We start from the raw sequence: 13,652 nt of genomic DNA, 5'->3' as shown, positions 1-13,652 counted from the left end.
TTTTTCACTCCATCTAAAATCCTTTTGTCCCAACCTTTTTCTATTGTATTTATTCATCATTTGCTCCGCCCATTAAGTCAGAATACAGCTTGCTTTGCTGCTCAAGAAAGACTTTAGCACCGCTGCTATTTTTATAAAAAGAGGTTAAATCATTATCTTTAAGAAGCTGTTCCCATTCTTTTGTATGAACCATTTCATACACGGCCTTATTCCAATATGCTACCTGTTCTTTGGTCATATTAGGCGGTCCCATTAGACCTCTCCAATGGCTAAACGTTACGTCAATTCCCGCTTCTTTCCACGTCGGTATCTCTTTTAGCTCTTCTAGCCTTTTAGGAGAAGAAACGGCGAGTATCCTTACCTGCCCTTGTTCATACTGCTTTTTTACTTCTGATAATGACATGGGTGCTACATCTAGCTGATGATGAACGAGCGCATCAATTACTTTATGACTGCTGTTATAAACGAAAAACTCAAGCTTGGAAGAGTCTACGCCTGCTTTTTTATTTAGCTGCATGAACGATAAATGATCGTCGTTTCCTAATCGAGGTGATATTCCCACTTTCATACTGGATTCACTTTGATTTAACGTGCGTATGAGCTGTTTTAAATTGTATATAGGAGAGTTAACAGGAACTACGATGACCTCCCATTCAGATGTTAAAATAGCGAGCGGAGTAAAGTCTTTATAGGTTAATTGACTTTGCCCTAGCAAATTATTTGTAATCAGCAAACTGGAATTCCCGGAAACAATATTTCCTTCTTTTCTCTGTTTAATATATTTCCATCCTTCTTCACCTTGCCCACCTATTTTATTACTAACAGAAACGGGTACCTTCACAATCTTCTTTTCCGTTAGCACTTGTTGAATGGCTCTTACTGTTGCATCTGCTCCTCCGCCTTTTGCACCGGCTGCCACAATTTCAATTTTTTCCATACTAATGCGGTCTTTTTTAGAGGGAGTAGAACAGCTAACAAGCAATGCACTTATAAACACTATCATGAGCTTTTTGATCATATATACCATCCTTCAAGGCTAATGCTACGCTAAATAGTACTTGCGCTCCGGTCTTCCAATAATCCCATAATCATATTCAACGTGACATTCACCGGTTGATACTAGATACTCTAAATATCGTCTAGCTGTCGTTCTAGATACTCCCATGTGTTGCCCCATCTCTTCGATCGTAATTCCTTTGATGCTTTTTAAAATGTCTTTTGACTTTTGTAATGTGATACCATCAATACCTGAAGGAAGAGATTTATCCGCTTTTGGCTTTGTTCTGACATGTCCAAAGTACGCATCAATAAATGATTGATCAACTTCTTCATGCGTACTAAACAGTTCCTTTTTCTCTTGATACTGTTTAATAGCATTAATGAAGGATTCCATCATAACCGGCTTAATCAAATAATTAACGACGCCGTTTCTCAAACAGATTTCTACAATGTTTTTTTCTGTTGCAGCCGTTACCACGATAACGTCAACTTGTGGAAACTGGGCTCTGATTTTTGGGAGTAAATCTGTTCCCATTTCATCTGGCATATAGATGTCTAAAAGAAGTAAATCAACTTTCTTCTCCTTTAGCATTTCAAGCGTCTCTTTTGCATTCAACGCTTTGCCTACGACTTCTACACCATCTACTTCTAATAAAAATCGCTCTTGAACTTGAGCAATTCGAAAATCGTCTTCTGCAATTGCGACTCGTAACATTTCGACTCTCCCCTTACTTCTCATGATTCAGTTTTTTGGAAGGTAAACTGAAAAAATGGCTCCTCCTTCTGGCTGATTATACACTTCAATAGATCCTCCAAGTTCATCTACCATTTTCTTTATATTTGCCAGTCCGTATCCTCTGTCTGTACCTTTGGTTGAAAACCCTTTTGTGAAAATTTGATTTAGTACTTCTTCTGATATACCGGGTCCGTTATCCATCACTTCAATAATTAAATCATGACCAATATCGGTAATAAAAAACGACACTTCTTTTTTAGACCGCTGACTCACGGCTTCAAATGCATTATCAATTAAGTTCCCAATAATGATAATGAGATGAGAAATTTCAATATGTTCTGGGAGCGTATCGAGTGTACTCTCCGAATCAACCGAAAAATGAATTTTCTTTTCAGATGCTTTTCCAATCTTCCCAAGCAATATTGCTTGAACTTTGGAATCTAATATCTGATCAAATAGAATACGATTTTGCGTTTGGTGTACGGCTGATTCTTTTTGAATAAACTCCAATGCATCTTTGTACTGCCCTAACTGCAGCAAACCCGACAAAACATACAGCTTATTCGTAAACTCATGCGTTTGAGCTCGTAAATCCTCTGAATACTTTCGTACTTCTGAAATCGTATTGATTAAGCTTTTTAATTCTGTTTTATCACGAAAACTAGCGACCACTCCTACAATTCGCTGATGTTCAATAATGGGTGTTAAGTTTAAGATAAACGTTTTTTCATTCAAAAAAATTTCTTGGTCGCTTCGGGCTATTCCCGTATCTAGCACTTCAATCATATTCGTATAAGGAAATACTTCAATGATATGATGATGTAAATATTCCGTCTGTAACCCCAGCATATTTTTAGCTGATGTATTCATCATCGTAATAAAGCCTTGATGATCAATAGCAATAATTCCTTCTTTTATCGAAAGTAAAATTGCATTTCGTTCACGGTACAAAGAAGCGATTTCATGGGGTTCAAGACCAAGAGTATCTTTTTTAATACTTTTAGCTAAAAAAATACCCCCGATCATACCAAGCAATAAAACAGCTAGTGAAAATAGGATAATTTGCTGAATACGCGTAATGAGCTGAGCATGAACATGAGATTTTAAAAACTCAACCGTCACCACTCCCACGACTTCCGTATACTTTCCGTGACTGATGACAATAGGCGCTTTCCCCATAATAGCAGGACCTGTGGTTCCCTCTCCGTCCAGCGTATAATATCCGCCGAATAATAGTGCTCTATCGTTAACCGCCTCTTTGTTTTTCTTTCCTATCCATTTTTGATTAGAATGAGAATAGATGATTTGCTCACGGTTTTGAACCACAATACTTGCTGCTCCGATTTGTTCCCTCACTTGCTCGGCAAGCGGCTGAATATATCGACTCGGCTGTTTTTTTTGAAAAGCAGCTTTGACTTCCGGCATAAATGATATTGATTTGGCTGCTTGAAGAGCCAGCTGCTCGGCTTGCCTTTTAGATTCTACAAACTGCATGTAAGAGAAAATACTCGCTAAAAGAACAATAACAGTTATGATTAATGCTGCGGATAAACCTACGATTTTTGTTTGCAGCGATACTTGAAACCATTTTTTCATTTCATCGCACCTTTAGCCTTTACCTTATAGTTCTATTCTTCTTTTATTTTATCAAAATTTTTTGTATATCCGCTCCTTATTCCAAAAGCTTTTTAGACAAAAAAACTTATCAATCCCAAAAGCGGAATTGATAAGTTTTTAGTTTCCTGATCTTTACAGCGTAATAACTCCTGTAATAATAGCTACTAAAAGCATCACCATAGCTGTTCCAATCGTCCACTTTAAAGTAAAGCGCTGAAATTCACCAAGCTCGACTTTTGCCATACCGACCAATAGATACGTAGAAGCAACTAAAGGACTTAGTAAGTGAACAGGTTGACCAATCAATGAAGCACGGCCAATTTCTGCAGCATCAATACCGTATGCTGAAGCTGCTTGAGCAATAATTGGTAAAATCCCATAGTAGTAAGCATCATTTGACATAAAGAATGTAAATGGCATACTTGTGATGGCAGTAATCACAGACATGTAAGGCCCTAACGCATCTGGAATTAATCCTACTAAGCTATTACCCATTGCATCTACCATTTTGGTACCTGATAAAATACCCGTGAATACGCCTGCTGCGAATACAAGAGACACAACAGCAAGTACATTACCAGCATGTGCAGTAATACGCTCTTTTTGAACTTCTAAATTTGGATAGTTAATCATGATAGCGATTGCAAATCCAATCATAAATAGAATTTGAAGCGGCATAACTGCTGTGATAAGTCCTACTAATAATAGAGCTGTTAAAGCAAAGTTTACCCATAAAAGCTTCGGACGCTTGTACTCGATTCCTTCAGCGGCTGCTGCTTCTGCAAAAGCTACTTGAGCATTTGTAACGTCTTGAATATCAATAACACCTAAGCGCTGGCGCTCTTTTTTCCCGAAATAGTAAGCCGTGAATAACAACCAAACAGCTCCGCCAATCATGGCTGGAATCAGTGGTGTAAACACCTGTGAAGCATCTAACTTCAATGCACTCATCACACGAGCAGTAGGTCCACCCCAAGGTGTTAAGTTCATAACTCCACTACCCATAATGGCGATACAGGCTAAAATCATTGGCTTCATGTTTAGCTTTTTATAAAGCGGAAGCATCGCTGAAAGCGTAATCATATATGTTGTTGTTCCGTCTCCGTCTAATGAGATAATAAGAACTAAAATAGCTGTACCAATTGTGATTTTTAGTGGATCACCTTTTACGATTTTCAAAATTCTTCCTACAACTGGATCAAACAAACCAGCATCAATCATAATCCCAAAATATAAAATAGCAAACATTAACATAACGCCTGTAGGTGCTAATTCTTTTACACCATTTAAAGCCATTTCTCCAATACCGCTTGTGAATCCCCCTATGATTGCAAACAATACTGGAATAACCATTAAAGCAATAAGCGGCGTTAATCGTTTTGTCATAATCAGAAACATAAATGTACAAACCATCAAAAACCCAAGAATAGCTAACATTATTACCCCTCCTATTTTTGAATCCGCTTTCATAACAGTGGAAGCGATTCGTTTGTATGTATGACTCGCATATGTATGCCAGTTCGTCTATACGATTACAACATCGCTTGTTCACTATTAAGTTGTACCTTAAAACTTTAAAATTTTCTGTTTTTTCTTAAAATAATCATAATTTACAGGAGGGTATAGTGTAAATAATTCGTACTATAAAAACTTTTAAAACTTTATGGGTAATTAAATCCTTTTTGTTCATTGGGAGGATAAAAGACAGGAAGAGGAAAAAGGTAGGAAAATAAAAAACGGAGAGAGAGGAACTATTCTCGTGAATTATTCAATTTGAACTCTAAGAGAATACGCTCCAGGATGAGGAGTTTTATTCCACTGAGTAAGAGATTCCTCTAAAAATGGAATCTTTTTTAACTTCTTTGTTTGGAACTTTTCTATTTTTGAATATTTTTCTAAGGCATACGTATTAGCAAACATTTCTTGCGTTCTATTTCCTTCTTTTAAAAGCGTTCCATTTGTCATACGATCCACATGATGGCCTAATTCATGCAGAATGATAAAAGCAAATTGATGAGGCTTTTTGTTTTTTGTTGTATCGATAAAGACAATGGGACATTCCGTTACTGTATATTTAATATAGTCAATTTCAAACTGAAGTTTGCGCTTCTCCTTTGGAAGGTTATCATTAAATTGGCCATAGTACACACCTAACACATCTTTTCCTTGCACCTTTACACTGCCTAAGCAGTACACACCTTTTAGCCCATCCCAGTCTTTTTCGTCTGTTACATTAGCAATTTCGTGCAGGGCCGCTTTTTGCTTCGCACTCATGACTCCATGAAACGTTACGCCATGAATTTGGATTTTTTCACTACGCTTAAACATCTTCTTGCCTCCTTTACTAAATTCCTTCTACAACATATTATTTAGCATTAAGTATATTCATTCACAATACATGGTTAAAAACATGAAGTTAATGTCAAGATTCCCGTTTTGATGTTTTTTAACCCTGCTTATATGCTGCCTCGTTTATTTTCTATTTTTACTATATTACATATGTAGCCATTAATAAAATATCATTTTTTTATGATTTATCATTACTTTTTTTTATTTCTATTTTTGCTTATCGATAACCTGGAGCCTGCGTATCATTTTTAAATTTAAAGCCATTGCTATATAAAGAAAAGGATAGCAAAAAAACGAGTATAGCGTCTTCCATTCGTTATAATAAAACACTTCTGTTTGGGCAGAAATGTATTCAAACAGTGTTGTAAGAATTACCCACACTGTAATGTATAAAGCTTTTTTAGCCAAGCTCTTGCTCCCAGGATAAAAATTTAAAAATACACTATTCGTCGCAGGATAAATAAAAATAAAGACTAAAAGATATTCAAAATCTACTCCTGTTTTAAAAAAGCCATAAAGATTATATTTAACATCAAGATATATATCTGCTACCGATCCTAAAAACATAACAAACAAAGAAGTTGTGTACATTTCTATCCAGCTGATACGTTTTGGCATGACTAGTACACTCAAAATAGAAATCACCGTTGTAAAGATTAAGAGCACCATGCTGAGGACCTCGTTTTCTAAAGGAGATAGAAACAGCTTTCCCATTGGATATTAAATTCATTCTGAAGGCTAAAAAATTAAGACTTCATAAAAAAAAAGATGGAGACATAACGAAGTCAAGCCAATCTAAATACGAACAAATGAGATAAATAAGGTGAACCGCCTGTTACACCTGTGTTGATTTCCGTGCAAGACTTCGCTTTCCGCGGGCGGCCGGTGAGCCTCCTCGTCGCTTCCGCTCCTGCGGGGTCTCACCTGTTCCGCTTTTCCCGCAGGAGTCTTCGTCTCGCCCTCCAATCAACCTCTAGAAACAACGAAATACGTGAATCCTACATTCACCATCACAATAAAAAATCCGAACGAGTTGGATTCTCTATCAAGAATCTCGATTCACCGTTCGGATCTTCCTTCAACTAAACTACTTTTGTTTCAAGCTCTTTTTGTTAACGAAGGGAAACGATGCAAGAACCAAGCTCTTGCTGCCCCCATTTAAGTGAAAGATGATCCTGATGTGAAAGCGGACCTACTCCTTCAGGTGTACCTGTAAAAATAAGATCTCCTTTATCAAGACCAAAATGTTTTCCTGTAAAATCAATAATCGTTTGTAAGTCAAAAATCAAATCTTTGATATTTCCCAGCTGAACGCGTTCATTGTTTTTCACTAACGAAAAGTCTTTCTGCTTAGATGCTTCTACTCCTTCAAACGGAATAAAGTTTCCCACGACCGCTGAATGTTTGAATCCTTTTGCAAGCAGCCAAGGGTGCTTTTTTTGTTTTAATTCGCTCTGCACATCCCGAAGCGTCAAATCTAATCCAATCGTCATCTCGTCAACAAGTTCATCCACTGTTATGCCTTCTTTGTAAAGTTGTCCAATATGAAGAATCAGTTCGGTTTCAAAGTGCACCTCTCCTTGGTCGCGAGGAAGAGTGATTGATTGTCCAGCTGCTTCAACAAGAGCGTGAGTAGGTTTGGAAAATAAAAAAGGTGATGTTGGAATATCATTATGTAATTCTTTTGCATGCAGTGCGTAGTTTCGGCCCACACAATAAATATTTTTAATATCTTTCACTTTCATCATCCCTTCTTTCGTTCAAATAAAAATTTCTCAACTTGTATTCTTTTATTTTACAAGAAAAAAGAAATTGAGACATAACAAAATGAATTCAATCTAAAGATGGAAAAAGGGAATAAATGAGCTGGACTGCTTATGACACCTCTGTGGATTTCCGTGCAAGGCTCCGCTTTCCGCGAGAGTCTTCGCCTTGCCCTCCAGCCAACAGCTAGAAGGAACTGCGCACACGAAACCTACGTTCACCATGACCATAAAAAAACACGAACTATCTATTTTTGATAGATCGTTCGTGTTTAAGGTTAGCGAAACAGCTTTTCTCACATTCTCTTTTTTTCAATCCGTTATTTTCTAGCCCATTTTGTGATGCCTTTGATATCATCTGGAGTTGTGCGACAGCACCCTCCGATTAACTGAGCACCTGCTTCATACCAGCTGTGAGCGCTGCAGCCATACGTTTCGCCTGCAGATGTCCCGTTCCATGTTTTAGATTCAGCATCATAATGCTCTCCTGAATTTGGATACACAATGACTGGCTTATCCGTTTGAGATTTAATTTCTTTAATAAGTGAAGAAATATATTGAGGCGGCGTACAGTTAACTCCAATAGCTGCTACTTGCTTATAGGAATCCAGATAGCGTGCACACTCCAAGATTAATGTTCCGCTGCTAATGTGCAGGTCATCTTTTGCGCTGAACGTAATCCATGCGTACGCTCCTTCAAATTCTTCTAGCAGCCTCGCAATGGCTCTTGCTTCCATTAGATTAGGAATGGTTTCACAAGCTAACACATCTGCTCCTGCTTCAATTAATGCTTTCATACGAGGACGATGAAATTCCATTAACTCTTCTTCTGTTACGTCATACTGTCCAGTATATTCCGATCCGTTTGCTAAAAATGCTCCGTAAGGACCTACCGAAGCGGCGACAATTGGTTTTGGGCGATTAAGACAATTCTCTTCTTGCTGCCAAAATTCATCTCTTGCTTCAGCCGCAATTTTTACAGATGCTTGAATTAACTCGCGCGCCTCTGCTTCACTTAAACCACGTTTTGCAAAACCTTCAAACGTGCTTTGATAGCTTGCAGTAATTGCACAGTCAGCTCCTGCTGCAAAGTAATCTTGATGCACTCTCTTAATCAATTCCGGCTGCTCCATAAGCACTTTTGCAGACCATAAGCTGTCGTTCAAATCACAGCCATATCTCTCCAGTTCAGTTGCCATTGCACCATCTAGTACAATCACAGGAAATGTATGTAAAATTTGTTGGATAGGATTCATTGTTTGATCTAGGGTTGTCCACTAGCAGTTAGCTTCGATTACCCTATCCTCCTTTCAGATAATTTAAAATATATGCAAAAAAGTCTAAAGGACTAGGCAGCTTTTGTCAAGAAATCGAAGAAATGAGGAGAGGCTTATAACCAAGCATTTTTCAACCTCCTTATTCCTTCTTCTATTTCTTCTCTCTCCAAACTTCCAAAACCTAATAATAGATGAGTCTTTTGTTGAGGTGATTCCGTAAGCCAATAACGAGAAGTGCCGTAGACAGAGACATCTTGCTTTTGAGCTGCGTTAATTAACTGCTGTTCGTTCATATCGTTGTGCACGCGGACAAGGATATGCAAACCTGCATATTCTCCTGACACCGTGATGTTTTTGTTAAACTCCTTCTGTAAAGCTGCTAAAAGAGTACCGTGTTTGAGTTGATAAGCAGTTCTCACTCTTCTTAAATGCTTACTCCACTCTCCGTTTTTCATCATCAGTCCGAGCGTCCACTGATGAAGGGCTGGAACAGCTTGCTCGTATAAAGAGAAGCGTTCATGATATTCCTTTAGAAGCACTTCCGGTAATACAAGGTAGCTGATTCTTAAAGAAGGCATAAAAGATTTTGAAAATGTCCCTGTATAAATGACGCGCCCTTTAGTATCCAAGCTTTGCAATGAAGGAATGGGACTTCCTTTATAACGAAATTCTCCGTCATAATCATCTTCAATAACAAATCCATTGCAGTCATTCGCCCATGTAAGAAGCTCTATTCTTCTTGAAACAGGCATGATCATTCCGTATGGAAACTGATGAGATGGTGTGACATAAACAGCGCGTGCTTGGCTATCATAAAGCTCTTGGATGTTTATGCCTCTGTTATTAAGTGACACAGGTTTTAAGGAGAATCCATGCTGTTTAAATACAAAGCTAGCCCCGTCATAGCAAGGATTTTCAAAGGCAATATCTCTGATGCTTGGCTTTAACATCTGCGCTAGCAAACTGAGCGATTGCTGAGTACCTGTTCCGATAATAATTTGATGTTTCGAACAAACCACTCCTCTTGACTGATAAAGGTACGTCGCAATTTCTTCTCGCAGTGATTCTTCTCCTTGAGTTTCTTGGTACGTGAACAGCGCTTCTTTATAAGTTTGAAGACTTTCATTGTATCGTTTTTTCCACTCATTCAAGGGAAACAAACGGCTATCAACTTTTCCATACCGAAAATCATAGGTACACGACTTTGTTTCTGAGTGAGGTTGTAAAAATACAGTCGGCTTTCTATCTGTTTGCAGTAAATCAAACTGTGTATTCGTTACGTACAGTCCACTTTTGGGCTTGCTTTCTACATATCCTTCAGCTAAAAGCTGCTGATAGGCCATATCTACAGTATTTCGACTTACGTTTAAGTAATCAGCAAGAGACCGGATAGAAGGCAGTTTGTCATTTACTTTCACCCTGCCGGATACAATTTCTTTTTTTATATATTCATATAGCTGGTGATATAAAGTCATATCATTCCTTCGGTTTAATAAAGGTGTGAACTTCACGCTAGCTCCTTTCATCTGTCCCTATCTTATTTTTTAAATCTGGCTCTTTTAGAGGGGATACATTTCTTTTACTATAAGTGTAGATCATCTAATTAAAAAGGAGAAGATTTAATGACTACTACTATTACAATTCGTCAAGCTAATGCTGCTGACATGGAAGCACTTATTTCATTAATGAACGAATACATTGTTGATTTTTACAAGCGCCCTCAGCCTGCCAAAAAACAGCTGAGAAATTTAATTGATCACTTGTTTCAACGTCCCGATACTGGCGTCCAGTTTATCGCGACTCAAAATGACGAGGCAGTAGGTTTTTCAACGCTTTATTTTACATTTAGCACCACGCGTGTAAAGCCTGTAGCGATTTTAAATGACTTGTACGTTACTGAAAAAGCAAGAGGTCAAAAAATTGGGGAAAAGTTATTTTCGATTAGTCACCAGTATACAAAAGAACATCAGTATGCAGCCATGTCTTGGGAAACGGCTTATGATAATACAAGAGCTCAAACGCTTTACAGAAAAATGGGAGGAAATGTAACGAACGGTGAATGGATTCACTACGACATTTCAAACGACATCTTATAATATTTTTCCATCCATAAAGTTTTAACACGTTCTTAACACTCCTTTCATAAATGTGTTTTATGATGAATACGACAAATAAATCAGTTTCTGTATGTATTTGTCACATTCTCTGTTAAAGTTTTCACAAAGTGTTCAAACTTTTAGTGAAAACGCTTTCTATTTTTGTGTATAATAAAAATATGCAAATGAAAATGAATGTTACAGCTCGTTAATCATACACATTTTAAATATGGAAGGAGTTTTGAAAATGATTTTAAAAGCATTAAGAAAAAACGGGGCCGTTACAATTAACTATTATAAAAACGGTTTGCTTCAAACGTTTAAAGGAAAAGTACAGCGCCTAGATTTAACAGACCAAACGCTTTCATTAAAAGATGAACAGCAAAATACTTTCTCTATTCGCTTATCGGGAATTAAAGAAATTTATTGATGAATAGTTTACAGTAAAAAAGAACATGATGCTCATTCTGCTTTGCAGAAGTCATCATGTTCTTTTGATTTTAGCTTTATTTAGCTGATGTTTCTGTTTCTTCTTTCCCGTACATATATTTCGAAGGGTCGACTGTTTGGAAATCCTTCAGCTTGTGGAAACGAAGTAAGTCTCCATAAAGCACCTGATCAGATAACTCCAGTTCTTTCGCTACCTTCTGTTTATAAGCTTTCATTTGATTATTTTCTTTAAGCGCTTGGCCTGTCTTAGAATCATAATACGTTCCATCCACTAGTGTATATTTCGGAGATACGTAGTTGCCATTGCGGAACGCTACTACATCATCATGACCTTTAGAAAATAAATCTGTACCAAATTGGATAAACTCTTTGCTGTCAATCCCTACTAAATGAAGAAGAGTTGGCACAACATCAATTTCTCCACCGTACGTATGATTAACTCCGCCTTTTACTCCAGGAACGTGAATGAATAGAGGTACACGCTGCAGCTGAGCATTTTCATAAGGTGTAATTTCTTTTCCCATTACTTTTTCCATTGCCGCATTATGATTTTCAGAAATACCGTAGTGATCTCCATAAATCATAATCACAGAATTATCATAAAGCCCAGAAGCTTTCAGTTCTTGGAAGAAAGATTGCAATGATTCGTCTAAATAACGAGCCGTTTGGAAATAGCGGTCAACTGTCGCATCGCCCGTGTTAGCTGGCTGTATGCTTGCCTCATTGTTTCCAAGTAAAAATGGAAAATGGTTTGTTAACGTAATTAAATGCGCATAAAACGGCTGTGGTAAAGACTGCAGCATTGGAACAGATTCTTTAAAGAACGGTTTGTCTTTTAAGCCATAATTAATTTTATTTTCACCCGTCATATTGTAATAACTTGCATCAAAAAACTTATCCACACCGAACTGCTTGTAAATTTCGTTACGGTTCCAAAACGTCTTATAGTCTCCGTGCAGTACAGCGCTCGTATAGCCAGCTTTTTGATCTAAAATAGCTGGTGCTGCCTGATACGTATTGCTTCCTTTTAGTACAAAGGCAGAACCTTGAGGAAGGCCGTATAGAGAGTTGTCCATCATCAGCTCAGCATCTGATGTTTTTCCTTGTCCTGTTTGATGAAAGAAGTTATCAAAATACGTAAAGTCATTTCCATGGGCCAACGAATTTAAGAACGGTGTCACTTCCTGGCCATTTAATTTGTAATCAATTAAAAAAGACTGAAATGATTCCAAATGAATTTTAATAATATTTTTCCCTTTAGCTTTTCCGAAGTAAACGGAATTAGGCTCCGCATAGTGACTGTTTTTAAAATTAACGACGTTCGTTAAGTCATTGCTGCTTGCAAAAGCTCGCTGTTTAGAGTTTTGAGCAGTCTGAACACCGTCATACATCGTATAATTATAGGCGCCTAAATACTTTACTAGATAATTGCGGTCAAAAGTTCGAGATAGAAGCTGCGGGCGATCAATTTCTGCTAATGTTAAGTTGACAGAAAAAACCATGAATCCTAAAGAAAGAATGGTTACAGCATTCTTAACCGATACTTTTTCATTATGCCAGTCAATTTTTTTACTAAAAAAGAAGAAAAGATAAATAATAAAATCAACAAAATAAAAAACATCATGTGCTTTTAATAAATCCATAATACTTCCGCCCATACTTCCTGCATTACTTGTCTGCAACAGTGTGGGAAGAGTTACAAAATCGTTAAAAAAACGATAATAGAGAATGTTGCTGTACAACAGCAGCGTCATAATGAAACTGCCTGCAAGAATCCAAGCTCCTGCTTTCTTTCCTTTAAAAAATAAGCCGATTCCTAAAAAAATCAGCACTGAACTTACAGGGTTTATAAACAGCAGCATTTGCTGCATTACGCCGCTTACGCCTAAGTTAAATTCAGTTTTATAAGCCACATACGACTTTATCCACATTAAAACAGCGGCTAATATGAAATAGTGCAGCGGCTTAGAAACGATTCGCTTCATTTTGATTTTCCTTTCTCGATTAGTTTATGAGTAGATTCACAAAGAACATATAGAAAACCTTTATCATTATACTCATAGAAAATGAAAATTAAATGAAATCCTAGCCTTCACAACTATAGATAGATTCTTTAAATTCATCTACTAGTTTACCTAATACCCACAAATAAATAAACTAAAATCACCTTTTTTATCATAAAACCCCTCCTCTCCTCATATACTGTATTCTGTTGCAACACCCGCACTGCAAACTTGTGCATTTTTTCACAATTTATCTACAAACTATTCTCATCTTGCTGTATAATAATAATTCTGCCTTGAGCATTCTCCAAATTCTTATGCTTAAGCCACAGCTTTCTTTTCATAACAGATGCACACATGAA

The 13,652-nt window shown here is 37.2% G+C and carries 13 protein-coding genes; 2 read left to right on the top strand and 11 right to left on the bottom strand.

Annotated elements, in window-relative coordinates; translation table 11 throughout:
• Positions 1 to 49: 49 nt before the first annotated feature.
• The 10 genes from MKX72_RS04370 to pdxR form a co-directional block, all read right to left on the bottom strand.
• The gene (locus tag MKX72_RS04370) at positions 50 to 1,018 is read right to left on the bottom strand and encodes a tripartite tricarboxylate transporter substrate binding protein (RefSeq protein WP_028412127.1); all 969 of its coding nucleotides are present in this window, start codon (positions 1,016 to 1,018) and stop codon (positions 50 to 52) included.
• A 24-nt stretch (positions 1,019 to 1,042) separates the two neighbouring features.
• On the bottom strand, positions 1,043 to 1,714 hold the full coding sequence (locus MKX72_RS04365) for a response regulator (RefSeq protein ID WP_028412126.1): 672 nt from the start codon (positions 1,712 to 1,714) through the stop codon (positions 1,043 to 1,045).
• Between the two features lie 27 nt (positions 1,715 to 1,741).
• On the bottom strand, positions 1,742 to 3,331 hold the full coding sequence (locus tag MKX72_RS04360; RefSeq protein ID WP_028412125.1) for an ATP-binding protein: 1,590 nt from the start codon (positions 3,329 to 3,331) through the stop codon (positions 1,742 to 1,744).
• Between the two features lie 153 nt (positions 3,332 to 3,484).
• Positions 3,485 to 4,789, bottom strand: coding sequence for a CitMHS family transporter (locus MKX72_RS04355; protein WP_028412124.1), 1,305 nt, complete (start codon positions 4,787 to 4,789; stop codon positions 3,485 to 3,487).
• A gap of 327 nt (positions 4,790 to 5,116) precedes the next feature.
• The gene (locus MKX72_RS04350; protein ID WP_028412123.1) at positions 5,117 to 5,680 is read right to left on the bottom strand and encodes an ImmA/IrrE family metallo-endopeptidase; all 564 of its coding nucleotides are present in this window, start codon (positions 5,678 to 5,680) and stop codon (positions 5,117 to 5,119) included.
• A gap of 228 nt (positions 5,681 to 5,908) precedes the next feature.
• A complete protein-coding gene (locus MKX72_RS04345) occupies positions 5,909 to 6,370 on the bottom strand; it encodes a CBO0543 family protein (RefSeq protein WP_033578135.1) in 462 nt (153 codons plus the stop codon).
• Between the two features lie 166 nt (positions 6,371 to 6,536).
• On the bottom strand, positions 6,537 to 6,671 hold the full coding sequence (locus MKX72_RS04340) for a hypothetical protein (RefSeq protein ID WP_257041451.1): 135 nt from the start codon (positions 6,669 to 6,671) through the stop codon (positions 6,537 to 6,539).
• 142 nt (positions 6,672 to 6,813) lie between these two features.
• Complete coding sequence (locus MKX72_RS04335; protein ID WP_033578134.1) at positions 6,814 to 7,446, bottom strand: fumarylacetoacetate hydrolase family protein; 633 nt, start codon at positions 7,444 to 7,446, stop codon at positions 6,814 to 6,816.
• A 338-nt stretch (positions 7,447 to 7,784) separates the two neighbouring features.
• Positions 7,785 to 8,720 (bottom strand): homocysteine S-methyltransferase, encoded by a 936-nt coding sequence (gene mmuM, locus MKX72_RS04330; protein ID WP_034269574.1) that lies wholly within the window; start codon positions 8,718 to 8,720, stop codon positions 7,785 to 7,787.
• Between the two features lie 134 nt (positions 8,721 to 8,854).
• Positions 8,855 to 10,216, bottom strand: a complete 1,362-nt coding sequence (gene pdxR / locus MKX72_RS04325; protein WP_235918782.1) for a MocR-like pyridoxine biosynthesis transcription factor PdxR — start codon at positions 10,214 to 10,216, stop codon at positions 8,855 to 8,857.
• Between the two features lie 147 nt (positions 10,217 to 10,363).
• Between pdxR and MKX72_RS04320 the strand changes: the two genes are divergently transcribed.
• Positions 10,364 to 10,837: a GNAT family N-acetyltransferase gene (locus MKX72_RS04320; protein ID WP_047751599.1), complete on the top strand. Its 474-nt coding sequence runs from the start codon at positions 10,364 to 10,366 to the stop codon at positions 10,835 to 10,837.
• A 229-nt stretch (positions 10,838 to 11,066) separates the two neighbouring features.
• A complete protein-coding gene (locus tag MKX72_RS04315) occupies positions 11,067 to 11,267 on the top strand; it encodes a YolD-like family protein (protein WP_074893948.1) in 201 nt (66 codons plus the stop codon).
• 76 nt (positions 11,268 to 11,343) lie between these two features.
• Here MKX72_RS04315 and MKX72_RS04310 read toward each other — a convergent pair whose 3' ends face one another.
• A complete protein-coding gene (locus MKX72_RS04310) occupies positions 11,344 to 13,272 on the bottom strand; it encodes an LTA synthase family protein (protein ID WP_033578131.1) in 1,929 nt (642 codons plus the stop codon).
• Between the last annotated feature and the right edge of the window lie 380 nt (positions 13,273 to 13,652).

This window comes from Priestia sp. FSL R5-0597, from assembly GCF_038006305.1.
GTDB lineage: Bacteria > Bacillota > Bacilli > Bacillales > Bacillaceae_H > Priestia > Priestia zanthoxyli.
This window is presented reverse-complemented; position numbering and strand designations above follow the sequence as displayed.

Coding starts and splice junctions, on each gene's coding strand:
- MKX72_RS04350 (WP_028412123.1), bottom strand. CDS start 5,680: ATGTTTAAGCGTAGTGAAAAAATCCAAATTCATGGCGTAACGTTTCAT.
- MKX72_RS04360 (WP_028412125.1), bottom strand. CDS start 3,331: ATGAAAAAATGGTTTCAAGTATCGCTGCAAACAAAAATCGTAGGTTTA.
- MKX72_RS04370 (WP_028412127.1), bottom strand. CDS start 1,018: ATGATCAAAAAGCTCATGATAGTGTTTATAAGTGCATTGCTTGTTAGC.
- MKX72_RS04320 (WP_047751599.1), top strand. CDS start 10,364: ATGACTACTACTATTACAATTCGTCAAGCTAATGCTGCTGACATGGAA.
- mmuM (WP_034269574.1), bottom strand. CDS start 8,720: ATGAATCCTATCCAACAAATTTTACATACATTTCCTGTGATTGTACTA.
- MKX72_RS04315 (WP_074893948.1), top strand. CDS start 11,067: ATGGAAGGAGTTTTGAAAATGATTTTAAAAGCATTAAGAAAAAACGGG.
- MKX72_RS04310 (WP_033578131.1), bottom strand. CDS start 13,272: ATGAAGCGAATCGTTTCTAAGCCGCTGCACTATTTCATATTAGCCGCT.
- MKX72_RS04355 (WP_028412124.1), bottom strand. CDS start 4,789: ATGTTAGCTATTCTTGGGTTTTTGATGGTTTGTACATTTATGTTTCTG.
- MKX72_RS04335 (WP_033578134.1), bottom strand. CDS start 7,446: ATGAAAGTGAAAGATATTAAAAATATTTATTGTGTGGGCCGAAACTAC.
- MKX72_RS04345 (WP_033578135.1), bottom strand. CDS start 6,370: ATGGTGCTCTTAATCTTTACAACGGTGATTTCTATTTTGAGTGTACTA.
- pdxR (WP_235918782.1), bottom strand. CDS start 10,216: ATGACTTTATATCACCAGCTATATGAATATATAAAAAAAGAAATTGTA.
- MKX72_RS04365 (WP_028412126.1), bottom strand. CDS start 1,714: ATGTTACGAGTCGCAATTGCAGAAGACGATTTTCGAATTGCTCAAGTT.